Genomic DNA, 26171 nt, shown 5'->3' on the forward strand with positions numbered 1-26171 from the left:
TTAGCCTTGGCTTGTCAGCTTAACAGCTCCAAGCCTCTTATCAAATGAAATCGAGGGCTAACTATCAGCTAGTTAAAACATCTATTTTTTAGGAGGCCTGGGTGGCTAACTTCATTATAGAACTTTCAGTAAAGATTTTTTAATGACTTATTTTAATTTTTTTAAAAATTAACTTGACTTAATTTTTTTTTTAAGGTATATTAAGAGACAGGAGGAATACAAGTTTATGATACATATCGAAAACCTCAGTGTCTCCTACAAAGAAACGTTGGCACTTAAGGATATTTCACTAGTGCTCCATGGACCAACAATTACCGGTATCATTGGCCCAAACGGCGCTGGGAAATCAACACTATTAAAAGGTATGCTGGGAATTATCCCACATCAAGGTCAGGCATTTCTCGATGACAAGGAAGTTAAAAAATCCTTACACCGAATTGCCTATGTCGAACAAAAAATCAATATCGACTACAACTTTCCCATCAAGGTCAAGGAATGCGTCTCGTTAGGACTCTTTCCCTCTATCCCTCTCTTTCGAAGTTTAAAGGCTAAACATTGGAAGAAAGTGAAAGAAGCCCTTGAAATCGTCGGTCTAGCTGACTACGCTGAACGGCAAATCAGTCAACTGTCTGGAGGTCAATTCCAGCGGGTCTTGATTGCCAGATGTTTGGTACAGGAAGCCGACTATATCCTCTTGGATGAACCCTTTGTTGGGATTGACTCTGTCAGTGAGGAAATCATCATGAATACGCTGAGAGATCTGAAAAAAGCTGGGAAGACGGTTCTCATCGTCCACCACGACCTCAGCAAGGTTCCCCACTACTTCGATCAAGTCTTGCTTGTCAATCGAGAAGTGATTGCCTTTGGTCCAACCAAAGAAACCTTTACCGAAACCAATCTCAAAGAAGCTTACGGTAATCGACTCTTTTTAAATGGAGGTGACCTATGATTGCAGAATTTATCGATGGATTGCAAAAATTCCATTTCCTACAAAATGCCTTGATAACAGCTATTGTCGTCGGGGTCGTAGCTGGAGCTGTAGGATGTTTCATCATTCTACGCGGGATGTCACTCATGGGAGATGCCATTTCACATGCTGTCTTACCAGGTGTAGCCCTCTCCTTCATCTTGGGCCTTGACTTCTTTATCGGAGCCATTGTCTTTGGACTGCTAGCTGCCATCATCATTACCTACATCAAGGGAAACTCGATTATCAAAAGCGATACCGCCATCGGCATTACCTTTTCTTCTTTCTTAGCCCTCGGTATCATCTTGATTAGTGTCGCTAAAAGTTCAACTGACCTTTTCCATATCCTTTTTGGTAATATCCTAGCCGTCCAAGATACGGATATGTTTATTACTATGGGTGTTGGGGCAGTCATTCTCTTGTTAATCTGGATTTTCTTCAAGCAACTCTTGATAACTTCCTTTGATGAACTCTTGGCTAAAGCCATGGGAATGCCTGTCAATTTCTATCACTACCTTCTCATGGCACTCTTGACTCTCGTGTCTGTGACAGCCATGCAAAGTGTCGGAACTATCCTGATTGTAGCCATGCTGATTACCCCAGCTGCAACTGCTTATCTGTATGCTAATAGCCTGAAAAGCATGATTTTCCTTTCCTCAACCTTTGGAGCGATAGCTTCAGTTTTGGGGCTCTTTATCGGCTATAGCTTTAACGTTGCGGCAGGTTCTAGTATCGTGCTCACAGCTGCTAGTTTCTTTCTCATTAGTTTCTTTATCGCTCCAAAACAACGATATTTGAAACTAAAAAATAAACATTTGTTAAAATAAGGGGCAAAGCCCTAATAAATTGGAGGATCTAATGAAAAAATTAGGTACATTACTCGTTCTCTTTCTTTCCGTTATTGCTCTTGTAGCATGTGCTAGCGGAAAAAAAGATACAGCTTCTGGTCAAAAACTAAAAGTTGTTGCTACAAACTCAATCATCGCTGATATTACTAAAAATATTGCTGGTGACAAGATTGATCTTCACAGTATCGTTCCTGTCGGTCAAGACCCACATGAGTACGAACCACTTCCTGAAGACGTGCAGAAAACTTCTGAAGCAGACCTCATTTTCTATAACGGTATCAACCTTGAAACAGGTGGCAATGCTTGGTTTACCAAATTGGTAGAAAATGCCAAGAAAACTGAAAACAAAGACTACTTTGCAGTCAGCGAAGGGGTTGAAGTCATCTACCTTGAAGGTCAAAACGAAAAAGGGAAAGAAGACCCACACGCTTGGCTTAACCTTGAAAACGGTATGATCTTTGCTAAAAATATCGCAAAACAATTGAGTGCTAAAGACCCTAGCAACAAGGAATTTTACGAAAAAAATCTCAAAGAATATACTGATAAGCTTGATAAACTTGATAAAGAAGCCAAAGAGAAATTTAACAACATCCCTGCTGAGAAAAAACTGATCGTGACCAGCGAAGGGTGCTTCAAGTACTTCTCTAAAGCCTACGGTGTCCCAAGTGCTTATATCTGGGAAATCAATACTGAAGAAGAAGGAACTCCTGACCAAATCAAGACCTTGGTTGAAAAACTACGCCAAACAAAGGTCCCATCTCTCTTTGTAGAATCAAGTGTGGATGACCGTCCAATGAAAACTGTATCTCAAGACACTAATATCCCTATCTATGCTCAAATCTTTACTGACTCTATCGCTGAAGAAGGTAAAGAAGGAGATAGCTACTACAATATGATGAAATACAACCTTGATAAGATTGCTGAAGGATTGGCAAAATAATCTAGATATTAGTTTATCTATTACTAGGTTCTTGTCTCTCTTTACATTACTTCTAATATTAGCTTTGTTAGTTCTATCTCTAGCTACAAAACAGCGTTTATAAGAATAAAGATTTCTTAAATCAGTACGAACGAAGTGAGTTTTTACCAGATATTTCTCACTGTAGTGGTATCCTAGATAAGAACTTTGATCTTATCTAGGACGGAATTTTTGAGCCCTAGGGCTCAAAAATTAGGGATGAAGTTCCGAAGGAAGTTGCTCCCGTCCGCACTACCTTCGAGAAATATCAAATAGATAAAAAATCTGAAAAACGTCATTCTCACATGAGCTGGCGTTTTTTCTATGCCCACATTTCCGGTCAAATCATTGGAAAATTCCGACTGTTTCAGCTAAAATGGAAGAAAAAAGATTGGAGTATCTTATGGTAACTTTTCTCGGAAATCCTGTGAGCTTTACAGGTAAACAACTACAAGTCGGCGACAAGGCGCTTGATTTTTCTCTCACTACAACAGACCTTTCTAAAAAATCTCTGGCTGATTTTGATGGCAAGAAAAAAGTCTTGAGTGTCGTGCCTTCTATCGATACAGGCATCTGCTCAACTCAAACGCGTCGTTTCAACCAAGAACTGGCTGGACTGGATAATACGGTTGTCTTGACTGTTTCAATGGACCTGCCTTTTGCCCAAAAACGTTGGTGCGGTGCTGAAGGCATTGAAAATGCCATCATGCTCTCAGACTATTTCGACCATTCCTTTGGACGTGACTATGCCCTCTTGATCAACGAATGGCACCTATTAGCACGCGCGGTCTTTGTCCTCGATACTGACAATACGATTCGCTACGTTGAATACGTGGATAATATCAACTCTGAACCAAACTTCGAAGCCGCAATTGCAGCTGCTAAAGCCCTATAGAAAAAATCCTCTGTCACAAAGAGTTTCCTGCTCTTTGAAACGGAGGATTTTTATTTACGAGTAAATACAAGTTCAATCAGCTAAAAACAACTACCTTACTCTACAGATTTCAAGGCTTCAAGCATATCAACCTTTCTCAGATGATAATTGACAAAGAAACCAAGCAAGGCCAAAATGATGCTTACTGCTGCCACTGGAATTACATAGACTTCCCAGCCTACCTGCGGATAAAAGAGAATAGTCGCAGGCGAAATCATTTGAATCAAAAATTGGTGTAAATAGAAACCAGATACCAAACCAAGTACGATTCCCACAAGGGACAGCACAATCGTCTCACGATAAATGTAGAGGGTAACTTCATTATTATGAAAACCGAGAACCTTGATAGTGGAGAGTTCACGGATTCTCTCAGCCACGTTGATATTGGTCAGATTGTAGAGGATAACAATAGCCAACAGAACCGATACGATGACCAAGATGGTCATGGTCTGATTGAGTGAGCTGGCGACGGAGTCAAAGAGGCGAATGGCTGAAGCATTTTGAACAACACTGGACACCGCAGCTTGATTCATAAGTAAGCCTGCCTGACTTTCGATACTAGACGCACTGGTATCCCTTAGCGAGACCAGATAAGTATTGGCTTGGGGTAGCTGTCCGTAAATTTGCTCATAGCTAGCCTGACTCATATAAATAAAGTGACCAACGTAGTTCTCAGTAATAGCAGCGACCTTTAGTTCCTTACCTTCAATTTCTAGAGTCTGCCCAACCTTGACATCTGCCAGCTGGGCAAGTTTAGCTGTAATAACGACGCCATCTTTTAATGTCAGCTCCTGCTGATGATTTTGCAGATAAATAAAGGGAGTCAAATCTTCCTTATCAGTCATCATAAGGGTAATAGTTTGAAGACCAGCCTTGCCTTTGAAATCCTTGTCTAGCGTTTTAGAATAGTTTTTCTGGTAGGCTTGAATATCCTGCCCTTTCAACACTTCTTCTAGATTTGCCTTGTCCTGATTGGTCGCACTAGGATTTTCAGAAACAATCATCTGATACTGTTGGATTTGTTGAAACTGTCTGGACGGAACTCCTGCTACAGAGGATTGGATTCCCAAACCTGCAAAGAGCAGGGCTACAGAACCTGCCACACCAAAGATCGTCATCAACATCCGTTGCTTATAACGGAAGATATTGCGGGCTGTTACCTTATGGGTAAAACTGAGATGGCGCCAGATAAAACCGATGCGCTCTAGTAAGATTTTAGCTCCTTTGACAGGAGGTTTAGGTAGTAAAAGCTGGGCTGCTTCGGCATGAAGTTCCCTCCAAGCCACCAGATAGGCTGGTAACACACTCGCCAACCAACTCAAGACAAGAGCTAGTAAGCTATAGGTCCAATAGAACTGAATCTGGGTTTCTCCCACCACCATGCCTTTTGTAATGACACTTGAAATCACACTAGCTAGTAAATAATGGCCAAGTATACTACCTAGAGCTGTTCCGACAGTCCCAGCTACTAGACCATAGAGGAGAAATTTAGCGATAATATCCTTGCTGCGATAGCCCAAGGCCTTAAAAATCCCAGCATGAGTTCGTTCTTCATCCACAAAACGAGTCATGGTTGTAAAGGTCACCATGGCTGCTACGGCATAAAGCACTACAGGAAAGATATTGCCCACTGCCCGAATACTGGCTGAAGCATTGCTGTACATGAGGTAGCCTTGACCGCCAGGCATGGTTTGCCGATTATAGACTTGATACTTGGGCTCAGCTAAATCATCCAAGACTTGCTGATGTTTTTCTAATTTTTCCTTTTCTTGGGCTAGATTTTGTTCGGCCTGCTTTAGCCTATCCTCTTCCTTGCTCAATTCCTGCTTGGCTTGGGTAAATTGAGCACTAGCCTGGTCTCTTTGAACTTGAGGAAGCAAGGCTAGTTGACTTTCCTGAGTCTGTAAACGAGCTTGAGCAGCTGCTAAACGACGCTTACCTTCCTGCAAATTAGTCTCAGCCTTATTAAGGGTCTCTTGCCCCTTATCGAGAGACTCTTGTCCTTCTTTTTTCAAGAGTTGCAGACGTGCCTTACCATTATCTGACAAAGCTTGTTCAAGGTCTTCCTGATGTTGCTTGGATTTTTCTTCATAAGCTGCTGAAAAAGCATTTAAACCTGACAAATCTTGATATTTTAAGCGTGCTATATTGTAGACTTTCTGATCAAACTGACTAGGTAAAATGACCCCATAGGCTGTCAGAGTCCCACTTCCACTTCCTGCGTAGCCCATATCTCGCTGGGAGAGGATTTCAGCCGAATCCACAAAACCAGTAATGGTATAAGTATGGTCTTTTAAAGAGGAATGACCCTCTTCTTTTTCTTTAAAACTAATCTCCTGTCCCACGCTGTATTGGCCTTGCAAATGAGTGGCCAAAGCGATTTCCTTGTCTGACTGAGGAAGTCGTCCCTTTCTTAGCTGAAAGGTTGAAATTCGCTCTGGTTTGGAGTACAGCCGAATGGCATCCTGCCCATTATCCATAGTCACATCTGTCAAATAGCCAAACTCGACCTCTGCGCCCTCCGTCTGTTTTAGTTCTTCTTGGTCTGCTTGATCCAAGCCATAGTTAGACATGACTGCCAAATCCAAGATTTGAGCAGTTGTTAAATAAGCATTAGCTGTCGCCTCCATGTTGGGACTGGTTACTTTGAGGCCTACTAAGGCTAGAGATCCCAACATCATCAGGATCAAGATGGATAAAAAACGCCCCTTGGAGCCTGTAAAGGACTGAATTAAGTCCTTCCAATAGGTTTTTCGATTAATCATGCTAGTACTCCAAACTGTCAATATCCTGAGGATGCTGGTTGAGCACCACATCCTTGACACTGGCATCGTGCATATGAATCACGCGATCAGCAATGGGCGCCAAAGCTCCATTGTGAGTCACGATAATCACCGTCGCCCCCTTTTGACGAGACATGTCTTGGAGAATCTTCAAGACTTGCTTGCCCGTCTGATAATCCAAGGCGCCTGTTGGTTCGTCACAAAGGAGAATTTTAGGATTTTTGGCTACCGCGCGTGCAATGGAGACTCGCTGTTGCTCCCCTCCAGACAGCTGAGCTGGGAAATTATTGAGACGATGAGCCAGACCTACATCTGTCAAGACCTGCTCAGGATTCAAAGCATCTGTCACGATTTCAGAAGCCAACTCCACATTTTCCTTAGCAGTCAAATTGGAAACTAGATTATAAAACTGAAAAACAAAACCAACATCATTTCTACGATAATTGGTCCTCTGGTGGGAACTATAGTCTGCAATATTAACACCATCTATCCAGATTTCCCCATCATCATTGGTATCCATTCCCCCAAGAAGGTTAAGAACCGTTGACTTTCCTGCACCAGATGCACCTAGAATAATAACCAATTCACCCTTTTCAATCTCAAAATTCACATCGCGATTAGCCACAATCTCCGTGTCCCCAACCTGATAACGCTTGTAACAGTGTTTCATCTCAATATAAGCCATATCTGTTTCTCTTTCTTTCATATTTACTATCATTATATCGCTTTTTCAAGCCATTGGAAACTGGGAACAAAAACAAAAAGCCTAGAAATCAATTCTAGACTTACATTTTTTTATTTTCCAAGGTAGTATTCAGAAACTACGTTCAATTTTTCGTCGAATTCGAATACCAATGGTGGGAAGTTAGGGATTTCCACGTCCATGATCTCGTCATCTGACAAACCTTTGATGTGTTTTACAAGGGCACGGATTGAGTTACCGTGAGCTCCTACGAATACGTTTTTACCATCTTTAAGAGCTGGAGCGATTTTATCTTCCCAGAAAGGAAGGGCACGTTCCAAAGTCACTTTCAAGTTTTCAGCATCTGGGATTACTGAGTCGTCAAGTGAAGCGTAACGACGGTCTGTGTGAGCTGAGTGCTCATCATCACGGTCCATGTTTGGAGGCAATACATCGTATGAACGACGCCAGATGTGAACTTGCTCATCACCAAATTGCTCAGCAGCTTCAGCTTTGTTTTTACCAGTCAAACCACCGTAGTGACGTTCGTTCAGGCGCCATGATTTTTCAACTGGAACCCACAATTGGTCAGAAGCTTCAAGAGCCAAGTTCGTTGTTTTGATAGCACGTTTCAATACTGAAGTGTAAGCTTGGTCAAATTCGATACCAGCTTCTTTGATCAATTTACCAGCGTCAATCGCTTGTTGTGTACCTTTTTCAGACAAATCAACATCAGCCCAACCAGTGAAAAGGTTAGCTTTGTTCCATTCAGACTCACCGTGGCGAGCAAAAACCAATTTTACCATTAGATGGATTCTCCTTCAAATTTTCCGAGGTTTCCCCTCGTTTATCTATTCTATTCTACACAATTTTTCACAAAAAAGCTAGTCAAAACCAAAAAGGAAAGGACTGTTTGGCAATCCTTTTCCTTCTTAGTATCAGACAACAACCTTACTTCTCTTCAAATCCTTCTGCGACTGCGTCCGCAAAGTTTTCTTCTACGATGCTTGCACAGTGGTCACAGATGACTGCCTGGTAGGTGCGTTCTGCTGTTGTTGGGTCGGTGCGACGGCAACGGTCACATACTTGGCCTGCAGCACGTTCAACTGTGAAGGCGACATCTTCAAAGCTAAGGGCAGCTTCTGGAGCTGGTCCTTCTGCGATGGTCAACTCAGACACGATCAAAAGTTGTGCTACATTGCTGTTTACTGCTTCGAGTAGAGTTTTCACAACTTCATTTGGATAAACTGTCAAGTGTGCTTCAAGTGATTTACCGATAACTTTTGCATTACGAGCTTCTTCCAAGGCTTTTTGAGCTTGTCCACGGAAGTCCATGAAGGCTGCCCATGTATCCAAGATTTCTTCTTGATTAGCAAAAGTTTCCGCTTCTGGCAATTCTGACAATTGAACGAAGTCTTCTGCTTCAAACTCAAGGTATGACCAGATTTCTTCCGCAGTGTGAGGAAGGATTGGTGTCAAGAGTTTGGTGATTTTCACAAGAATGTCATAGAAAACAGTCTGCATTTGACGGCGTTCGAGTGATTTGGCACCTTCGATATAAACAACATCTTTGGCAAAATCAAGGTAGAAAGCTGATAAATCAACGTTGATAAAGTTCACCAAGGCCTTGTAGATTGTCAAGAATTCAAAGTCTGCATAGGCATCACGAATCGTTTTCACAAGCTGGTTAAAGCGAATCGTCATGTACTTATCAACTGAACGTAGTTCTTCATAAGCTACTGAATCTTGAGTTGGGTTAAAGTCAGATGTATTGGCAATCAAGAAACGAAGGGTGTTACGAATCTTACGGTAAGTTTCAGAGACTTGGCTCAAGATATCCATAGAAATACGCACGTCATTGCTTGAGTCAACACTTGTTACCCAGAGACGCAAGATTTCAGCACCAAATTGTTTTTCAACATCGCTTGGAGCAATGGTATTTCCAAGAGATTTAGACATCTTCTCACCTTTACCATCAAGGGCAAAACCTTGTGACAAGATTTGTTTGTAAGGTGCTACGCCATGGTTGGCAACAGATGTGATGAGTGAAGAGTTGAACCAACCACGGTATTGGTCAGAACCTTCTAGGTAAAGGTCTGCTGGGTAAGTCAACTCAGGACGGTTTACAACCACTCCATTCCATGATGAACCTGAGTCAAACCAAACGTCCATGATGTCAGTTTCTTTTTTGAACTCTCCGTTTGGTGAACCTGGATGAGTAAATCCTTCTGGCAAGAGGTCTTTGGCATCACGTTCCCACCAAATGCTTGAACCGTGTACTTCAAAGAGTTGAGCTACATGCTCAATCGTTTCAGCAGTCATGATCGCTGTACCATCTTCAGCGTAGAAAATTGGAAGTGGAACACCCCAAGCACGTTGACGAGAGATAACCCAGTCGCCACGGTCACGAATCATATTGTAAAGACGGACTTTACCCCATTCTGAGTGGAATTTCACTTTTTCAATTTCATCCAAGATTTCTTGGCGGAATTTAGAAACTGAGGCAAACCATTGTGGTACTGCACGCCAGATGATTGGTTTCTTAGTACGCCAGTCAAATGGGTATGAGTGAGAGATTTCTTCTTGGGCAAGAAGGAGGCTGCCGAGTTTTTCAATAACAGTTGGTACAACCTTGTCGTAGAACTGGCCTTCAAACTCAGGACCAGCATTCCCCATCATGATACCGCGTTCATCAACAGTCACTGCGACTTCAAGACCATTAGCAATACCAACATTGTAGTCGTCCTCACCAAAACCAGGGGCTGTATGGACAATACCAGTACCAGAGTCAGTGGTAACGTGGTCACCAAGAATAACCAATTCATCTACAGCTGTATCCCATGGGTGTTCTGTTACGATGTGGTTGAGTTCTTGACCACGGTAAGTTGCCAACACTTGAACATCAGCCCAACCAAATTTCTCAGACAAGCTATTCAATAATTCTGCAGCAACGACAAACTTACGAGTTTCACCAGCAGGTTGAACTAAAACGTAATCAATATCTGCTCCAACCGTCAAACCACGAGAAGCTGTGATGGTGAATGGAGTAGTTGTCCAAACAACGATGTAAGTATCTGTATCTAGAACACCTTTGCCATCTTTTACCTTATTGGCATAGTAAAGGGAAGTTGAAACCAAATCATGGTATTCAATTTCCGCTTCGGCAAGGGCTGACTCAGATGACCATGACCAGTAAACTGGTTTTGCACCACGGTAGATATAGCCTTTATTAGCCATCTCACCAAATACACGGATTTGAGCTGCTTCATAATCAGGAGTCAAAGTCACATATGGATTTTCCCAGTCACCAGAAACACCCAAACGTTTAAAGTCTTCACGTTGTTTATCTACTTGAGAAAGAGCGTATTCACGGCAAAGTTTCAAGTACTCAACCAAGTCCATTTCTTTACGTTTGACACCTTGTTTTGCCAAAACTTGCTCGATTGGCAGACCATGAGTATCCCAACCTGGGATAAATGGTGCGTAAAAACCTGACATAGATTTTGAGCGAACAATGATATCTTTTGAAATCTTGTTCATAGCGTGTCCAACGTGGATATTTCCGTTCGCGTATGGAGGGCCATCATGCAAGGTGAAATGAGGTTTTCCTTGGTTCAATTCTTGACGACGTTGGTAAAGTTTTGCATCTTCCCATTCCTTTTGCCAAACTGGCTCTTTGGTAGGAAGGCCTGCACGCATTGGGAAAGCTGTTTTCCCAAGGTTAAGGGTATCTTTGAGTTTCATGGTATCTCCTTTATAAATAATAACAAATTAAAAACCACGACTGCCAAAAAGGACGAAAATCGCGGTACCACCTTTATTCGGAAAAAGATCTAGTCTTTCTCCCTCTTATCCCGTAACGTGGGGAACGTCAAATCCTACTAACTTCAGACTTGAGTTTTTTGAGAGGATAATCTTATCAATAGGGATTACAGGACTCACACCATCTCCTGCTCGCTGAAAATATAAAGATAAGATATTGTTCTCAGAATATTTCTTATAAAATTGTAACGGATTCTTGCGGTGCTTCAAATCCTGGTGCTGAATCAAACATTTCTGTAGCTGGTGTTGGAGCCGAAGGATGTACTGGAGCTACTTCTGGTTCTTCGTACATTGGACCAACTGGATGAGCAGGCTCTTCTTCCATTTGAGGACTCACTACGGGAGTTGGATTTTCTACTTCCTGTTTAGCCTGAGCTTCAAATTCAGCCAATTCTTTATTGGCTGCCTCAATACGAGCCTGTAACTCTGCCATTTCTGCTTGAGAGAACTGACGTGTCATATCAATTGGTTCTTCTTCAATTGGAGCTGGAATCGGTTCTCCAAGCACTTCACTAACCACTTCTTTAAAAGCTTCATCACTGGTTTGAAGATAAGTAGCTGTTGGACGAAGAATATCTTCCCAGTCTGAAGACTCAACAATAGCCAACTGACTCTCAATTGTAGATTTGAGACGTTGGTGGAAGACACGGCTCTTGTTCTTCAACTCTTCGGTTTCAACAGCAACTTTCTTAGCATTATCCGTTGCTTGACGAAGAATCTCATTTGCCTTATATTTAGCTTCTTCCAACAAGCGTTGCGCATCCTGCTCTGCTTGATGAATGATATTGTTTGAACGTTCATGTGCTGCTTGTTTCACTCGCTCAGCTGTGTCTTGGGCAATCAATACAGACTGGCTCAATGAATCTTTCATTTCGTCAAAGTAAGACAAACGCTCTTCTAAACTCTTAATACGCAAATCTTTATCATGATTCGCACGAACAAGATCTTCGTAATCACGAACCACAATATCTAAAAATTCATCGACTTCTTCTGGATCAAAGCCTCTGAATCGAGTTCCAAAGGTCTTGTCCTTTATTTCTAATGATGTAATTGGCATTCTATTCCTCACTTACTTAATAATAACTGGACGGTTATTTTTTTCTTCTCTTTTTTCGTTTGTCCCTTATCTTGAAGTAATCTCAAGCGACCAAATTTTCTCACACTAATCAAATCTCCAACTTGAACAGTGTAATCTGATTTGTCTACCACATGATAATTTACTTGGACAAGTTTCTTTTCAATCAACTGGTTTGCTTGATTCCTAGATAGTTTCAAAACATTTGATAAAAGAACATCTAATCGAAAACTAGACACAGATAAATCCAGTTCTCGATACTGTTCTAGCTTATCTATTTTCTCGGCGAAAGGACGTTCCTCCAGCGAAACAGGTATACGACCAATTTTCTTTAATCCATCTTGAAAGAGAAGAAGAAACTGCTGATTAATCATAATCTGCGCCCGTTCTTCATCTACTAGGATATCTCCAAAAAGTTTCCGTTCAATCCCTAATTGATTGATGACTGTCCCTAAAATCTTAGCATGCGTTAAATGTTCAAATTTATTGGAATACACAATTTCCTGAAGAGATATTTCAAAATCTGAAAACTCTGGTTGGAAATAATCTGGGTATAATAAAACTCGAACATACTCACTCGAGACAAATTCCCCACTACTGCTACAAGCAAGACCATAGGTTTTGGCCAAAATCTTTAATAGCTTCTCCTGATGAGGATTGATAAAAGGAGTTAAAAAAGGAGCATAGCTATCTTCTACCTTCTTTATCCATTCCATTCCCTTGTCAAGAAAGGGACGATCTTCTATGGAGAAATGCTGATAAATCCCTTTATTCATCCTATCATCGCCAGAAAACGGACTAGGTTTTCTCCTAAAAATCGAACCAAAACAATCGCAACCCAAACAGATAAATCAAGGCCCGCTATCTGTAAAGGCAGGCGTTGCAAGGGAGCAAGCACTGGTTTTACCAACGCTACAATCCAACGACCTAAACTGGATTCGTAGGCACCTGGAAACCAAGACATGACAGCGAAGGCTACCAAAATCAGGGAGTAAATATCCACTGCATTATAAATCATACGAATTAAAAAAATCATTATCGTACTCTATTTCGTCTCATATCAAAATCAAACTCACCCTGTTGATCTTCATCTGGCAAACGAATATCTTCTACATTCACAATAACATTCACTGGTGTCAACAGATACATGGTAGAAGCTACTTTTTTCAGACTTCCAGCTAGAACATGGCAAGCCCCATCCAGGTAATCCAAACAACGACGAGCCTGCACTTCAGTCATATATTGAAAATCAATCAAGATACTTTCGTTTCCTGCCAATAAATCAACAATTTCTGTTGCATCTTCATATTTTCTAGGATAACGAACATCTATAATGACCTTATCCGTTGCACGCTGACTCTGATTTGCCAATTCCTGTTGTCTTGCATGAAGTCTGGTGATATTGTTCTCCTTTGTTCCAGCTGATTGTGGAGTTTGAGTGATTGGGAGAGCCGGTTCCTGTGAAGAATTTACTGGAGTAAACACAGGCTCATCTCTTTTTTCATAAGGGAGACTTGAATCCTCATCCTCCGTAAAATAATCTATAAATCTATCGAATCTATCTTTTAAAGACATGGTTCTCTCCTACTTAAAAAATGCTGTACCTATACGAACAAAGGTGGAACCGAATTGAATCGCTTCTTTATAATCACGACTCATTCCCATACTTAACTCGGTCATAGGCATATTTGGAATTTGTTTTTCTTGGATTTCTCTTTGTAAATCTTGGGTCGCCTTGAAAATTTCTTTCAACTGCTCACTTCTAGCCTCAAAAGGTGCCATCGTCATTAAACCAACATATTCAATCTTATCTAGTCTGGCTAACTCTGGCAAGATATCCAGCAGTTCCTCTCTCGAAAAACCGTGCTTGCTTTCTTCTTTAGAAATATTTACTTGAAGGAAACACTTGATGACTCGGTCACTTCTTTTTTGGATTTCCTCCGCTAACTTTACTGAATCCAAGGCATGGAAATAATCAACGTATTGAATGACATCTTTCACCTTACGTCTTTGCAAGGTACCAATCAAATGCCAAGTCACATCTCGATCTTTTAAAGCTTCATATTTTTCCAGAAACTTATCGACACGATTTTCACCGATATGATGAACACCTAGCAGAAGCAAGGCTTCCGCTGTCGGTACATCTACATACTTGGTAACTGCAATGACAGAGACTGAACCACTCTCTCGATGAGCACTCAGACTAGCCTCTGCGACTTCTCGAAAAACAAGTTCTGTATTTTCTTTTACATTCATTTACTTAACGATTTTTGAAAAATGGAGGTGTATCCAATTCATCTTCATCTTGTGATGTTGGGGCTTCAAAGCGTTCAACTGGAGAAACGACTGAATCTGTTGTACGAACAATCGATTCACGGCGAAGATCCCAATCACCAAAAGCAGATGCCTGAGTTGGTTCCAAACGACGTGGATTTTGTTTTGGCAATTCAGCTGTTTCTGCCATATCAAAATGACGATCAAAGCCATATGAATGAGCTGGTTTCACTGTCTCACGGTAGTTAGTAGTCGGTCTAGCTTGTGGAGCAACAGCCTTCTCTACGCGGTCTTGACGAACACCCGTTGCGACAACTGTTACACGAATTTCATCACGCATACTTTCATCAATTGAAGTACCGAGCCAGATGTTCACTCCTTGACCTGCTGCCTGGTTCACAATTTGTGAAGCCTCCTCAGCTTCAATCAAGGTTAAATCGAGACCACCAGTTACGTTGACAATCACATCTTCTGCTCCATCAATTGTTGTTTCAAGAAGTGGAGAGTAAATTGCCTTACGCGCCGCTTCCACCACACGTTCTTCTCCACTACCGATACCAATACCCATGAGAGCATTCCCTTTATTTGCCATAACTGTTTTCACATCGGCAAAGTCAAGGTTAATCAATCCTGGATTGGTAATCAAATCGGTAATCCCTTGAACACCTTGACGAAGAACGTTATCCGCTTCGCTAAGAGCCTCCAAGAGCGGTGTTTTCTTATCAACAATTTCAAGCAAGTTGTTGTTTGAAATAATCAATAGAGTATCTACATGCTCACGAAGTTGGTTGATTCCTTCAACGGCAAATTGTCCACGTTTGCTTCCTTCAAAACCAAAGGGACGTGTCACAACACCAACTGTAAGAGCACCTAAATCTTTGGCGATACGAGCAATAACAGGAGCAGCTCCAGTTCCAGAGCCTCCTCCCATACCAGCAGTGATGAAGACCATATCTGCGCCACTGATAGCTTCCGTCAGTGTTTCTTCGCTTTCTTCAGCAGCTTTACGACCAACCTCAGGTTGACCTCCTGCACCCAAACCACGAGTCAATTTAGGTCCCAACTGAATAACAGTCTCAGCTTTTGTACTACTCAATGCTTGTACATCTGTGTTTGCTGCGATAAATTCTACGCCTGTAACACCTTCGTCGACCATACGGTTGATGGCATTGCCACCACCTCCACCGACACCAATTACTTTAATCACTGCACCTTGAGCAGCAGCTGTATCAAATGAAAATGTCATAATTTATTTTTCCTCTTTATTCGTCAAACATGCTTCCGATCAAGCCACGGAAACGATCTGCTAATTTCGGTTTATTTTGTGAAGCTTGTTGGAAATCCGCCATTGGTTCTGTAGGCGCCACCGGCTCTACTTCTGGAGCAGGAGCTGGTTGAACAGGCGTTGATTGTACAAACTGAGCTGTCTTTTGCAGCATCCCACCAAAGCTAATCGGCTGATGACTTAAGTCATTCTCACCTTTTATCGCTCTCTGAGCCAAAAGATTAACTTCTGTTAATTGACCCGCAAATTCTGATAAACTAATCACATGCGCAAAGGCTGGATTACGGATACCAACTTGATTTGGAACATAAAGCTTGACACGGACGCCAAAGACTTCCTGAGCAAGTTCAACCATACCTGGTAAAATGGCATTCCCACCGATTAAGACAATACCACCAGGGAGCTCCAATAGACGTCTTCTATCTAATTCTTGCTTGATTTGCTCAAGGATGTGCTTAATTCGTGCAGAAATAATTTCTGACAAGTAGGCTTCCGTCACTTCGACTGCTTCTACTTCTCCAATAACTTCTACTTGGAAGGTTTCTTTGCTTGCAAGAGGCGGATAGGCTTCCCCATAATTCAGTTTCAAGCCTTCCGCTAATTTGCGAGAAGTTTTCAAGACTTTAGAGATATCCTTAGTTACATAATCTCCGCCTTCTTGGAGAATATTGGTAAACTGGAGTTCTTGGTTACGGATTGTAGCGACAGTCGTTTGACCTGCCCCCATATCAATCACTGTAGCACCAAATTCACGTTCCCCTTCGTTCAAAACTGATTGAACCATTGCTAGTGGTGAAATGATAACATTTTCAACCTGGACACCTGCACGTTCAACTGTCTTACGCAAATTGTGCAAGATAGTACGAGGTCCTGTATAAAGCAAGCCACGCATTTCAAGACGAACCCCCATCATGCCACGTGGGTCACGAATCCCTTGGAAACCATCCACAATAAATTCTTCAGGAATAAAGGTAATGACTTCACGGTCAGGTGTCATACTCTTTGTCAAAGCTGATTTGACAACATTTTCAACATCTTGATCCGTAATTTCCTTGGTATCAGATGTTACTGGAATCATCCCTTGAGTTGGTTCTACCTGCAAAAGATTACCAGGCAAGCCGACATTCACTGATTTAATCGAAATGCCTGCCTTTTCTTCTGCTTGGGAAATGGCTGACTTGATAGCAGTTGCTGCTGCATCAATATCAACAATAATTCCATCCTTTACACCTTTACTTTTGGCATTACTCACGCCAATTACATTTAATTCACCATTTCTCTGCTCGGCTACAAGCACCTTGACAGAGCTTGTTCCAATATCTAGACCTGTAAAAAAGCCTTCTCTAGCCATTACATCGCATCCTCTCTATCTTCCAAGTTTCGCACTTCGTATTATTCCACAGCTAAACTTAGGCATAGCTATTCACAGAATATTATAACACAAAAAATTTAATCATGCTTGCTTTTTTCCTAAATTTCCCAGCCAATTTTTGAGTTTCTATGTTCAGAAATTCTTATTTTATAAGCTGCTTGTAAAAACTCTCTAAGACAAAAAAAGAAAGCTCTGTGTTAAGCTTTCTTTGCAATCATTTTTTCTGCTTCTTGAGCTAAAAAGAATTCTAAGATTTTCTTAGTCAACGTAATCGCTGCTGACAGGGCCAGAGAAACGATTAAATAATTAGCCACTAAGCCGTGATCCCCAACCAATGGCGGTTTTGTCAAGAATCCGTAATCTCCGCCTGTTACTAAATTGACCACAAAAATTAAGGCATTTAATGCAAAGGTCATGAGAAAAATTCTTTTCACATCTAGCATTCTCGCATCGTACTGTCTCAAGAGATAAACCAGTGAGTTCCCCAAGAGAGCTAAGTGCCCAAAGATAAAGGATAAAATGGTGATATGTGGAAAAGGGTAAGCATCTGGCACTGGATAAACAAAGGCTGCTAATGTCCCAAATGTTCCCAATAATGCAAAGTATTGTTTATATTTGGACTGACCAGGAAGCAAGAGTACCACAAACATAGCCATACGGCAATGGTAAAAGGGTAGGCTTTCTGACAATGGCATATGATTGACCCAGTACCAACCATAAAGAAGGATCAACTGAACGGCCTGTAAAATCTGGAAAAATCGTTGGTAAACCTTCTTTTCACGATAGCGATAGGCTGTATAAAAGGTCAAGGCTAAGAGCGTAAATAGGCTAACATACCAAAAAAGGTCAAATTTAGGTGGTTCTGTTGGCTGAGTTGTAAAAAAAATATCCCATAAATTCATCTAGTCTTCCTCATAATTCAAAATTTTCCTGCATATTATTATACCATGCTATTTGTCAAAAATGGATTTAGAAATACGTAAATGTTTGACAAAATCACTTGGCTTCAGTTGCTAAACTTTCTACCAACATAGCTAGGTTCATAGAGTTAGAGCCCTTGAGCAAGATTTGATCATTGGCACTGAGGCTTTCCTTGACCTGCTTGACTAGGTCTTCAAATTGGTCTTGGTCTTCTGTTTTCTTGAAATAGTAAACGTGGCCAATTGGGAACATTTGACTGGCCAATTGGGCTAATTCAGCAATGTCTTCTCCATAGAAAATCACGGTATCCAGCACATCTGGAGAAAGGCTCAAAATCATCTGATTATGGAGTTGAACTGACTGGTTACCCAGTTCCTTCATGTCCGCTAAAACCGCAATTTTCTTGCCCCCTTCATTGGCTGGAATGGCAGAGAAGGTCTCTAAAATCAGCTTCATAGCAGTTGGATTGGCGTTGTAAACGTCAGACAAAATATCTGCTCCATTGGCTGCTTTCTTCCATTCGGTACGGTTACGCGTCAATTCAAGACCTTGGAAGGCCTGACGAATCTGCTCCTCTGAAACTTCTTCTTGTAGGGCAACATAGGACGCAATCATAGCATTTGTCGCATTGTACTTACCAGTCACTGGCAAATCGAGGGCTTGTTCCAAGAAATTAACCTTAAAGGTCAGACTGTCCTTACGCTCAACCAAGTCTGTGATTTCCAACTCAGCTCCTTGCCCAAAACGGACCACCTTTTTATCAGCTGGCAAGTAGGCCTCTACAATGGAGTCAGCTGGTGCCAAAAGCAAAGAACCTTCAGCCATGCCATCTGCAATTTGCATTTTTCCTTTAGCAATCTCTGAACGGTCTTTGAAAAAGGCCAAATGTGCTTCTCCAACCAAGGTCACGATGGCTGTTTTTGGACGAGCCAATTCTGACAAGAGATGAATATCTCCCAAGTGATCCTGCCCCATCTCCAAGACTAACTTTTCTGTTCCTTCAGGCATGTGGAGAACTGTGTAAGGAAGACCAATCTCGTTATTGTAGTTTCCTTGAGTTTTGTAGGTTTTGTAGATTGTTGACAGCAAATGTGCCAACATATCCTTGGTCGTCGTCTTACCATTTGAACCTGTGACAGCAAAGACATCTACAGCCATTTTCTCAAGATAGTAGGCAGCTAGGGTTTGAAAGGCAGTCAATACATCATCTACTAGAATATAGGGATGATTTACAAGCTCTTTCTCAGACAAGGTTGCTGTCGCACCATTTTCAAAGGCTGTTTCGATAAAGTCGTGACCATCACGCACACCTTTGAGTGGCACAAATAAATCTCCAGTCCCAATCAATCGACTGTCAAACTCAGCTTTCTCTAACCGGGTATCCTCAAAGATGCTGATATCATTTTTAGCTCCGACAACTTGAGCCACTTCATGGATTGTTAATTTCATTTCTACTCCTTTAAAAAGGGCTGAAGTCCGAGAACTCTGATCACCTTGCAGTGATGGTTCTGTCTTCTACCCTCTCTTTCATTTTTTATAGCAAATGCGCTTCGCGCTTGTCAAAACTTTCCTTGGCAAGGTCAACCAAACGCTCGATTAAGTCTGGATAGCTGATTCCCATATTGTCCCAAAGAAGTGGATACATTGACCACTGGGTGAAACCTGGCATGGTATTGAGCTCGTTTAGGAAAATCTCACCCTTATCTGTATAGAAGAAATCGCAACGAGATAGACCGAGACCACCAATGGCACGGAAAGCAGTTTCTGCATTTTGACGCATGACAGCTACCACATCATCACTGATTTTGGCTGGGATGTCCATAGTAATCTTGTTATCAATATACTTGGCATCATAGTCATAGAAGGCTACATCCTTGACTACTTCTCCTGGTAGCGTACTCTTGACATCGTAGTTGCCCAAGAGACCAACCTCGATTTCACGAGCATTCACCCCTTGTTCAACCAAGACACGGCTGTCATATTGGAAGGCAAGTTTCAAGGCTTGACGGAGTTCCTCTTGATTTTCAGACTTAGAAATACCGACACTTGAACCCATGTTTGATGGTTTTGTGAAGACTGGATAAGCCAATTTTTCTTCCACTTCAGCGATTTTAGAAGTCACATCATCCCCTTCAACGATAGCCACATAAGGAACTTGGGCAATACCAGCAGATTCCAGAACACGCTTAGTCGTGATTTTATCCATGGCAAGACTCGATGACAAGATATTGCAACCGACATAAGGCATTTTCAAAACTTCCAAGAATCCTTGGACAGAGCCATCTTCTCCCATCGGACCGTGAAGAACTGGAAAGACAACTGCCCCTTCTTCGTATATAGCACTTGGAGCAACTTTCTTATCCCAATCAATAGTTTCATTGGTCATGAGACGGTCTTCTTGCCCCGGAGTCTGGCTAAATTCTTGCGTTTTGATAAAGTCTCCTGACTGACTGATAAAGAAAGTCTTAACTGTGAAACGGTCGTAATTGACCGCACGCATGACACTTTCAGCTGACAGGACAGAGACTTCGCGTTCCGCACTCCGTCCACCATATAAAAGAATAATCGTTTGTTTCATATTACTTGTCCTAATTCTACTAGAATACTCGCTCTTTAGTATATCATATTTGCTTGGTTTTTTAAAACTTGAACCTGATCCTACTCATCACACTATACAAAAAGAGGCTGATAGGAACGATTTTCAGCCTCCGTGATTTTTGTATAAATGAATTGAGTGTCTTAATTTGTCTACACTTACAACTCTGTTCGATTTTCAATGGCTCGTAAGAGGGTCACTTCGTCCGCATACTCAATGTCCGCTCCGACAGCGAGACCTCGTGCTAGACGCGTAACCTTGATCCCAGCTGGCTTTAGTAAGCGGGAAAGATACATGGAAGTCGCTTCCCCATCTGCTGTGGCATTGGTTGCTACGATTACTTCTGAAACCTCACTATCCATCAGACGAGTCATGAGACTCTTGAGATTGATATCGTCTGGACTGATACCATTCATAGGGGAAATGAGTCCATGTAGGACATGATAGAGTCCATGATATTCTTGGATATTTTCCATGGCTGCCACATCCCGACTATCCTCTAGCACCAAAATCGTTGTCTGGTCACGAGTTGGATCGGTACAGATGGAGCAGGGATCATCATCTGTCAAACGTCCACAAACGGAACAGTAGGTCAATTCTCTCTTAGCAGAAAGGAGATTTTTGGCAAATTCATTGACATCGTCATCAGACATCCCAATCGTATAAAAGGCCAGACGCGTAGCCGTCTTAATCCCGATACCTGGTAACTTGGAATAACTGTCAATCAGCTTAGCAATAGGTGTTGGATAAAGCATAATTTCCTTTCTAGTTCATTGGATGGTATTTTTGATACAGATTGATAATGTCACGCGCAATGGAAGGTCCTACACCATTTGTTAGATTGGTATTATGAGGAAAGACCACTGCAACAGCGATTTGAGGATTATCTGATGGTGCATAGGCCACAGCATTAGTATTATTAGCTTCTTGACCTCCCGCAACATAACTTTCGGCAGTACCTGTTTTCCCACTAATGGATACAGCTGCGCCATTTGAAAAGGCACGACCGGTTGTCAATCCGCTAGTCCCATGAGCAACCTGATAAAAACCTTGGTGCAAGATACTCATATCGGAGTCGGATATATTGACCTTATTCATCTCTGTCGGTTGCAGTTGCTGAATCAAGTCGCCCAGTCCTCCCTTATCATTATTGCCATAAATGCCTTCAACAATACGAGGAGCCACACGAACACCATCATTTGCAATCGTTGCCACATACTGAGCTAATTGCATTGGGGTATAGTTATCAAACTGCCCAAAGGCATTAGTAATGTAATTAGCAAAGCTATAGTCTTTGGGAACAAATCCAGTAGATTCATCTGGTAGGTCAATCCCAGTCGCAGAACCCAAACCATATTCACCAAAGGTTGAACGCAATTTCCCCATAGCAGACTCTAGATTGCTGGTGCCGACAAACATATTGGGTTGATAGGTTTGCCCCATAAGACCTAAGGCTGTTTGGACCATATAAGCATTGGATGAATACTCCAGAGCTTGAACCGCCGTAATCGGCATTGGAACAGAAAAGGCAGTATACCAAGAATTAATTGGAGCTGAACCTTGGAAGACAATGGACTGGTCTGTCAAGGTCTGATTTCCCGACAAGACTCCATTTTCCCAACCTGAGCTGATGGTCGCCGCCTTGACAACCGAACCTGGAACAAAGACATTGGTCACAGTTCCCAAGGAATCCGGCTTCAATTCCCCTGTCTTCAAGTCATGTTTGATCCCTGACATGGATAACACAGCACCTGTTTTTGGGTTAAGGGCGACTGCATACACACCTTCAGAATACTTAGCTCCACCATTCCCCAACTCTGAATTGAAATAACTTTTCAGCAGAGAATCCACGCTATCTTGGAAGGCCAAATCAATGGTCAGCTTAATATTGTTTCCCTTACTACCTTCCTCAATTGTATCCACGCTTTCCATATTGCCATATTTATCCAGATGGATTTCTTTTACCGAGCGTTTTCCTTGTAAGGTCTCTTCATATTGCTTTTCCAAATAGGAGGTTCCAACACGGTCATTTAGAGAATAGCCTTTTTTAAGATAGGCTTCTGCTTCTTCCGCTGGGAGACCAGCTTTTTCACTGGATACACTCCCTACTATAGAAGAAAGGGAAGTTTCCAAAATCTTTCGATCCCAAGAAGTAGAAATACTAATGCCAGGCATATCCTTTGAAATAGAGGCAATAACAGCTACCTGAGAATCATTTAGAGGATCTGTCACAATGGTTCCTGTCGCAAAGTTTCCAACAGCATTTAACTGACTAAAAAGATAGATTTCTTTCTTTTCATCCTCTGTATAGTTTAGTTGACTTGTTGGGACACTATCGACCGCATTGTTATACAGTTCTGATTCGGATAGGCGATTGCCATCTGAATCCAAGCGTTTCTCACTCGGAAGGGCTTCCACCGTCTTTTTATAGATTTCAGGATCAGCCAAATAGTAATCAGCCAGCTGGCGTTCTGTCAAATTTAGAGAGCTGATGCTCACATAAGTCAGTAACTTTTTAGCTGTTTCTTTTAAGTCTGTAGCCGTCATTTTATTGCTACGCGTAAAGGAAACAACCTGTTTTAACGTATTTTCTACCAAAGGTTTTCCACTAGCATCATAGATTTCCCCACGGGCAGAACTGGTTGTGACCTTGGTCTGACTAGCTGAGGCTAGCTTTTTTTCGTAAAAATCCTTGTTCAAAACCTGCATATACAACAAACGACCAATAATGGTCATAAAGAGTAAAATGACGATTGAAAACAATAAATTAAGCCGAATCGGAATCGAATGGCTGTTAAATTTTCTCATACAAATCAGTCTCATTTCTAATACTCAATGAAAATCAAAGAGCAAACTAGGAAGCTAGCTGCAGGCTGTACTTGAGTACGGCAAGGCAACGATGACGTAGTTTGAAGAGATTTTCGAAGAGTATAATTAAAATCTTACTCTTAATTGTACCACAATTTGAGTAGAAAATTATGGAAAAGTAAGAAGCTTTTTCGACTTTTTCGTTTTTAAAACAGAGATGCGTTTTTATTTATCTATCCTTATATTATGTGTTATAATGAAGTGTGACTATTCCCTGATCTAGTCTTCCAGTATGACTCATGTAAAGGAGCTTTCCCTATGGACAAACCAGATATCGCAACTATCATTGATTCACATTTTGAAGAAATGACAGACCTAGAGCAAGAAATCGCTCGCTATTTTTTGCAAGCTGAAACGATTACAGATGATTTATCTTCTCAACAAGTCACCCAAAAATTACATATTTCTCAAGCTGCTTTGACCCGCTTTGCTAAAAAGTGTGGCTTTACTGGCTACCGAGAATTTATTTTCCAATACCAACATCAGGCAGAAAATCAAGCCAACCAAGTCTCCAAGCACAGTCCACTGACCAAACGAGTCCTCAGAAGTTATAGCAATATGAGGGAACAAACACAAGACTTGATTGACGAAATCCAACTAGAACGAATTGCCCAGCTAATCGAAGATGCTGAGCGTGTCTACTTCTTCGGAACAGGGAGTTCTGGCCTCGTCGCCCGTGAAATGAAATTGCGGTTCATGCGTCTGGGTGTGGTCTGCGAAGCCTTGACCGATCAAGATGGCTTTGCATGGACAACCAGCATTATGGAGGAAAATTGTCTCGTACTGGGCTTCTCACTTTCTGGTACAACACCTTCTATTTTAGATAGTCTATTAGATGCCAAGGAGATGGGGGCAAAGACTGTACTCTTTTCAAGTGTTCCCAATAAAGATAGCCAGGCCTACACAGAGACTGTTCTTGTAGCCACCCACAGCCAGCCTTCCTATATCCAACGAATATCCGCTCAACTTCCTATGCTCTTCTTTATCGATTTGATTTATGCCTACTTTTTGGAAATCAATCGCGAAAGCAAGGAAAAAATCTTTAATAGCTACTGGGAAAATAAGAAACTCAACGGCTATCGTAGACAAAAACGTGTCAGAAAATCCTAGTTTGGCTAAGCCAAACTAGGATTTTTATTCATCACCAAACATACCTCTTCAAGATTATGAATTAGTCATATCTTGACTTAGTCTTGAATAATTTCATGTAATCACTTTTTGAAGGGAGTAAATAAGCAAGTCTGACGGTATCCTCAACAATTGTATACAATACAATGTAATCCTTACTCAAGGTCAATCCTCGCGTTTGGTAGCGAGGGTCTAATTTCTTACCAAATTTTTCATCAGCATCAAATCCAGCTTGGGGGAAAATTTCTAGCCGATTAATATCTTTTCTAATATTGGCTACTTTTCGTCTCGCAGCCTCTACAGAACCGATTTCCTCCGCTATATACTGATATATTTTATCCAGACTATCAATCACTCTAGGAGAATACAAAATCCTATATCTTTTATAATCCATAGCGTGTCACGACATCCTCATCTGTCAAGTAATTTCCAGCCTCAATCTTGGCATAACTTTCTTGAACTTCTGCTTGTAATTGTCTAAACAAATACTCCTTCTCTAATTCCTCTTCACTCAGTAAATCTACTTCATTTGTTACGGCAACATTCTTTAAAAATAATCTGAGTGCTGATGAAAGAGAGAGATTTTTTTCTTGTAACACTTCCATGGCATCATTTACTAATTCTCTATTAGCTTGGAAGGTCACAATCTTACTTGAATTCGCTATAGTCATTTTATATAATTCCTTTATATATTTTATTTATTATCTCACAATTATAAAGAAAGTCAAGGGAATTTGATTAGAAAATCCTAGTTTGGCTGAGCCAAACTAGGATTGTTTTGTCTTAAAATGATAATATGCACCAAGCATACCTGCTGTATTCTGGTGATGGGCAAATTCTAATCGTGTTTTTTCTGCTAAACTTGGTACCAAAGCCTCTTTCAAGGCTGTGCGGATCTTAGGTTTAAGGATAGCCTCTTGCCCCATGATACCACCACCAAGAATAACCACTTCTGGATTGGCAACGTAGCAAATATTTGCCAGACCTTTTCCTAGATAGTCTACCATGCGGTCAATACCTTCCATGCAGAGTTTATTGCCTTCAGTGGCTTCCTTGAAAATGCGTCGGCCATTCCACTGATCAACATCTTCTCCATGAGATGTTGCTACATACTCCACCAAGGCTGTGGTAGAAGCGAGATCCTGAAAAGCTCCATCTTGCATATGCATATACCCGACTTCACAGGCCGAATTGCTAAAACCATGGAAGACTTTCCCATCCATAATCAAGCAACCACCGATACCTGTTCCAATGGTCAAGCAAAGGGTGACACTTGCTCCCTTACCTGAACCAGATACTGCCTCAGCCAGACCTGCACAGTTGACATCATTTTCAATCTCACAAGGAATAGCAAAGCTTTCTTCGATTTCCTTCTTGAACTGGGTTCCTGCATAATTTGGAATCTGAGGTCCAGCGTAGAAAATTTCCCCCTTATCAGGATCCACCATTCCTGCAGAAGAAATGGCAACACCTGCTACTGGGCCTTTTTCTAAATAGCTGGCTACAATATCTTTGGTTTTTTGTAAGATATGAGATCCACCCTTATACGCTTCAGTTGGCATTTCATGCGATTCAAGAAGTTGCCCCTCTTGATCAACCAAACCATACTTGATGTTGGTTCCACCTATATCAATTGCAACGTAGTGTGTCATAAATAC

At 41.5% G+C, this 26171-nt stretch carries 24 protein-coding genes; 5 read left to right on the forward strand and 19 right to left on the reverse strand.

Annotated elements, in window-relative coordinates; genetic code table 11:
- The first annotated feature begins 226 nt into the window (after positions 1–226).
- From HT719_RS05945 to tpx, 4 genes are all read left to right on the forward strand, one after another.
- Positions 227–949, forward strand: a complete 723-nt coding sequence (locus HT719_RS05945; RefSeq protein WP_172928546.1) for a metal ABC transporter ATP-binding protein — start codon at positions 227–229, stop codon at positions 947–949.
- Positions 946–1794 carry a metal ABC transporter permease gene (locus HT719_RS05950; protein WP_172928547.1) on the forward strand — a complete coding sequence of 283 codons (849 nt, stop codon included), beginning with the start codon at positions 946–948 and terminating at the stop codon, positions 1792–1794. The genes HT719_RS05945 and HT719_RS05950 overlap by 4 nt, the downstream gene beginning before the upstream one ends.
- Positions 1795–1825: 31 nt before the next feature.
- Positions 1826–2755 carry a metal ABC transporter substrate-binding lipoprotein/adhesin PsaA gene (gene psaA, locus HT719_RS05955; protein ID WP_172928549.1) on the forward strand — a complete coding sequence of 310 codons (930 nt, stop codon included), beginning with the start codon at positions 1826–1828 and terminating at the stop codon, positions 2753–2755.
- A gap of 421 nt (positions 2756–3176) precedes the next feature.
- Positions 3177–3668 carry a thiol peroxidase gene (tpx, locus tag HT719_RS05960; RefSeq protein WP_033686889.1) on the forward strand — a complete coding sequence of 164 codons (492 nt, stop codon included), beginning with the start codon at positions 3177–3179 and terminating at the stop codon, positions 3666–3668.
- A gap of 95 nt (positions 3669–3763) precedes the next feature.
- Here the strand turns inward: tpx and HT719_RS05965 are convergent, their stop codons facing one another.
- From HT719_RS05965 to pbp2b, 16 genes are all read right to left on the reverse strand, one after another.
- Complete coding sequence (locus HT719_RS05965) at positions 3764–6472, reverse strand: FtsX-like permease family protein (protein ID WP_172928551.1); 2709 nt, start codon at positions 6470–6472, stop codon at positions 3764–3766.
- A gap of 1 nt (position 6473) precedes the next feature.
- Positions 6474–7175, reverse strand: coding sequence for an ABC transporter ATP-binding protein (locus tag HT719_RS05970; RefSeq protein WP_119947765.1), 702 nt, complete (start codon positions 7173–7175; stop codon positions 6474–6476).
- A 110-nt stretch (positions 7176–7285) separates the two neighbouring features.
- Positions 7286–7978, reverse strand: a complete 693-nt coding sequence (locus HT719_RS05975; RefSeq protein WP_000240129.1) for a phosphoglycerate mutase — start codon at positions 7976–7978, stop codon at positions 7286–7288.
- 145 nt (positions 7979–8123) lie between these two features.
- Positions 8124–10916, reverse strand: a complete 2793-nt coding sequence (gene ileS / locus HT719_RS05980; RefSeq protein WP_172928553.1) for an isoleucine--tRNA ligase — start codon at positions 10914–10916, stop codon at positions 8124–8126.
- Between the two features lie 253 nt (positions 10917–11169).
- Complete coding sequence (locus tag HT719_RS05985) at positions 11170–12051, reverse strand: DivIVA domain-containing protein (RefSeq protein WP_345790028.1); 882 nt, start codon at positions 12049–12051, stop codon at positions 11170–11172.
- A gap of 8 nt (positions 12052–12059) precedes the next feature.
- On the reverse strand, positions 12060–12845 hold the full coding sequence (locus HT719_RS05990; RefSeq protein WP_001032411.1) for an RNA-binding protein: 786 nt from the start codon (positions 12843–12845) through the stop codon (positions 12060–12062).
- Positions 12842–13105, reverse strand: coding sequence for a YggT family protein (locus HT719_RS05995; RefSeq protein ID WP_000576513.1), 264 nt, complete (start codon positions 13103–13105; stop codon positions 12842–12844). Before HT719_RS05995 ends, HT719_RS05990 begins: the two co-directional genes overlap by 4 nt.
- Positions 13105–13644 carry a cell division protein SepF gene (locus HT719_RS06000; protein ID WP_000053381.1) on the reverse strand — a complete coding sequence of 180 codons (540 nt, stop codon included), beginning with the start codon at positions 13642–13644 and terminating at the stop codon, positions 13105–13107. The genes HT719_RS05995 and HT719_RS06000 overlap by 1 nt, the downstream gene beginning before the upstream one ends.
- Positions 13645–13653: 9 nt before the next feature.
- Positions 13654–14325 (reverse strand): YggS family pyridoxal phosphate-dependent enzyme, encoded by a 672-nt coding sequence (locus HT719_RS06005; RefSeq protein ID WP_172928555.1) that lies wholly within the window; start codon positions 14323–14325, stop codon positions 13654–13656.
- A 4-nt stretch (positions 14326–14329) separates the two neighbouring features.
- Entirely contained in the window at positions 14330–15589 is a 1260-nt protein-coding gene (ftsZ, locus tag HT719_RS06010; RefSeq protein WP_172928557.1) for a cell division protein FtsZ, read from the reverse strand.
- A gap of 16 nt (positions 15590–15605) precedes the next feature.
- On the reverse strand, positions 15606–16979 hold the full coding sequence (gene ftsA / locus HT719_RS06015) for a cell division protein FtsA (protein ID WP_000090402.1): 1374 nt from the start codon (positions 16977–16979) through the stop codon (positions 15606–15608).
- Between the two features lie 218 nt (positions 16980–17197).
- A complete protein-coding gene (locus tag HT719_RS06020) occupies positions 17198–17902 on the reverse strand; it encodes a TIGR02206 family membrane protein (protein ID WP_172928559.1) in 705 nt (234 codons plus the stop codon).
- Positions 17903–17996: 94 nt separating this feature from the next.
- Positions 17997–19370: a UDP-N-acetylmuramoyl-tripeptide--D-alanyl-D-alanine ligase gene (murF, locus tag HT719_RS06025; protein WP_172928560.1), complete on the reverse strand. Its 1374-nt coding sequence runs from the start codon at positions 19368–19370 to the stop codon at positions 17997–17999.
- Positions 19371–19455: 85 nt separating this feature from the next.
- On the reverse strand, positions 19456–20499 hold the full coding sequence (locus tag HT719_RS06030; protein ID WP_172928561.1) for a D-alanine--D-alanine ligase: 1044 nt from the start codon (positions 20497–20499) through the stop codon (positions 19456–19458).
- 176 nt (positions 20500–20675) lie between these two features.
- On the reverse strand, positions 20676–21272 hold the full coding sequence (recR, locus tag HT719_RS06035; RefSeq protein ID WP_000966762.1) for a recombination mediator RecR: 597 nt from the start codon (positions 21270–21272) through the stop codon (positions 20676–20678).
- A 10-nt stretch (positions 21273–21282) separates the two neighbouring features.
- Positions 21283–23340 (reverse strand): penicillin-binding protein 2B, encoded by a 2058-nt coding sequence (gene pbp2b, locus HT719_RS06040; protein ID WP_172928562.1) that lies wholly within the window; start codon positions 23338–23340, stop codon positions 21283–21285.
- A 303-nt stretch (positions 23341–23643) separates the two neighbouring features.
- On the opposite strand from pbp2b, the gene HT719_RS06045 reads away from it, so the two are divergent.
- Positions 23644–24495 carry a MurR/RpiR family transcriptional regulator gene (locus HT719_RS06045; protein ID WP_000360337.1) on the forward strand — a complete coding sequence of 284 codons (852 nt, stop codon included), beginning with the start codon at positions 23644–23646 and terminating at the stop codon, positions 24493–24495.
- Positions 24496–24556: 61 nt separating this feature from the next.
- On the opposite strand, the gene HT719_RS06050 is transcribed toward HT719_RS06045, so the two are convergent.
- The 3 genes from HT719_RS06050 to HT719_RS06060 form a co-directional block, all read right to left on the reverse strand.
- On the reverse strand, positions 24557–24907 hold the full coding sequence (locus HT719_RS06050; RefSeq protein WP_000384968.1) for a type II toxin-antitoxin system RelE/ParE family toxin: 351 nt from the start codon (positions 24905–24907) through the stop codon (positions 24557–24559).
- Positions 24897–25184 (reverse strand): hypothetical protein, encoded by a 288-nt coding sequence (locus tag HT719_RS06055; protein WP_172928563.1) that lies wholly within the window; start codon positions 25182–25184, stop codon positions 24897–24899. The genes HT719_RS06050 and HT719_RS06055 overlap by 11 nt, the downstream gene beginning before the upstream one ends.
- A gap of 96 nt (positions 25185–25280) precedes the next feature.
- Positions 25281–26165, reverse strand: coding sequence for an ROK family protein (locus HT719_RS06060; protein ID WP_000150277.1), 885 nt, complete (start codon positions 26163–26165; stop codon positions 25281–25283).
- Positions 26166–26171: the final 6 nt, after the last annotated feature.

The sequence above is a fragment of the Streptococcus sp. k-378 genome, from assembly GCF_013277505.1.
GTDB classification, from domain to species: domain Bacteria; phylum Bacillota; class Bacilli; order Lactobacillales; family Streptococcaceae; genus Streptococcus; species Streptococcus pseudopneumoniae.

Bases quoted from the DNA above. Each gene is read 5' to 3' on its own strand.
- ftsA (WP_000090402.1), bottom strand. From the start codon at position 16,979: ATGGCTAGAGAAGGCTTTTTTACAGGTCTAGATATTGGAACAAGCTCT.
- HT719_RS06000 (WP_000053381.1), bottom strand. From the start codon at position 13,644: ATGTCTTTAAAAGATAGATTCGATAGATTTATAGATTATTTTACGGAG.
- HT719_RS05950 (WP_172928547.1), top strand. From the start codon at position 946: ATGATTGCAGAATTTATCGATGGATTGCAAAAATTCCATTTCCTACAA.
- HT719_RS06005 (WP_172928555.1), bottom strand. From the start codon at position 14,325: ATGAATGTAAAAGAAAATACAGAACTTGTTTTTCGAGAAGTCGCAGAG.
- pbp2b (WP_172928562.1), bottom strand. From the start codon at position 23,340: ATGAGACTGATTTGTATGAGAAAATTTAACAGCCATTCGATTCCGATT.
- psaA (WP_172928549.1), top strand. From the start codon at position 1,826: ATGAAAAAATTAGGTACATTACTCGTTCTCTTTCTTTCCGTTATTGCT.
- HT719_RS06045 (WP_000360337.1), top strand. From the start codon at position 23,644: ATGGACAAACCAGATATCGCAACTATCATTGATTCACATTTTGAAGAA.
- HT719_RS05990 (WP_001032411.1), bottom strand. From the start codon at position 12,845: ATGAATAAAGGGATTTATCAGCATTTCTCCATAGAAGATCGTCCCTTT.
- HT719_RS06030 (WP_172928561.1), bottom strand. From the start codon at position 20,499: ATGAAACAAACGATTATTCTTTTATATGGTGGACGGAGTGCGGAACGC.
- ftsZ (WP_172928557.1), bottom strand. From the start codon at position 15,589: ATGACATTTTCATTTGATACAGCTGCTGCTCAAGGTGCAGTGATTAAA.
- HT719_RS06055 (WP_172928563.1), bottom strand. From the start codon at position 25,184: ATGACTATAGCGAATTCAAGTAAGATTGTGACCTTCCAAGCTAATAGA.
- HT719_RS05995 (WP_000576513.1), bottom strand. From the start codon at position 13,105: ATGATTTTTTTAATTCGTATGATTTATAATGCAGTGGATATTTACTCC.
- ileS (WP_172928553.1), bottom strand. From the start codon at position 10,916: ATGAAACTCAAAGATACCCTTAACCTTGGGAAAACAGCTTTCCCAATG.
- HT719_RS05965 (WP_172928551.1), bottom strand. From the start codon at position 6,472: ATGATTAATCGAAAAACCTATTGGAAGGACTTAATTCAGTCCTTTACA.
- HT719_RS05970 (WP_119947765.1), bottom strand. From the start codon at position 7,175: ATGGCTTATATTGAGATGAAACACTGTTACAAGCGTTATCAGGTTGGG.
- HT719_RS05945 (WP_172928546.1), top strand. From the start codon at position 227: ATGATACATATCGAAAACCTCAGTGTCTCCTACAAAGAAACGTTGGCA.
- tpx (WP_033686889.1), top strand. From the start codon at position 3,177: ATGGTAACTTTTCTCGGAAATCCTGTGAGCTTTACAGGTAAACAACTA.
- HT719_RS05985 (WP_345790028.1), bottom strand. From the start codon at position 12,051: ATGCCAATTACATCATTAGAAATAAAGGACAAGACCTTTGGAACTCGA.
- HT719_RS05975 (WP_000240129.1), bottom strand. From the start codon at position 7,978: ATGGTAAAATTGGTTTTTGCTCGCCACGGTGAGTCTGAATGGAACAAA.
- HT719_RS06060 (WP_000150277.1), bottom strand. From the start codon at position 26,165: ATGACACACTACGTTGCAATTGATATAGGTGGAACCAACATCAAGTAT.
- murF (WP_172928560.1), bottom strand. From the start codon at position 19,370: ATGAAATTAACAATCCATGAAGTGGCTCAAGTTGTCGGAGCTAAAAAT.
- recR (WP_000966762.1), bottom strand. From the start codon at position 21,272: ATGCTTTATCCAACACCTATTGCTAAGCTGATTGACAGTTATTCCAAG.
- HT719_RS06020 (WP_172928559.1), bottom strand. From the start codon at position 17,902: ATGAATTTATGGGATATTTTTTTTACAACTCAGCCAACAGAACCACCT.
- HT719_RS06050 (WP_000384968.1), bottom strand. From the start codon at position 24,907: ATGGATTATAAAAGATATAGGATTTTGTATTCTCCTAGAGTGATTGAT.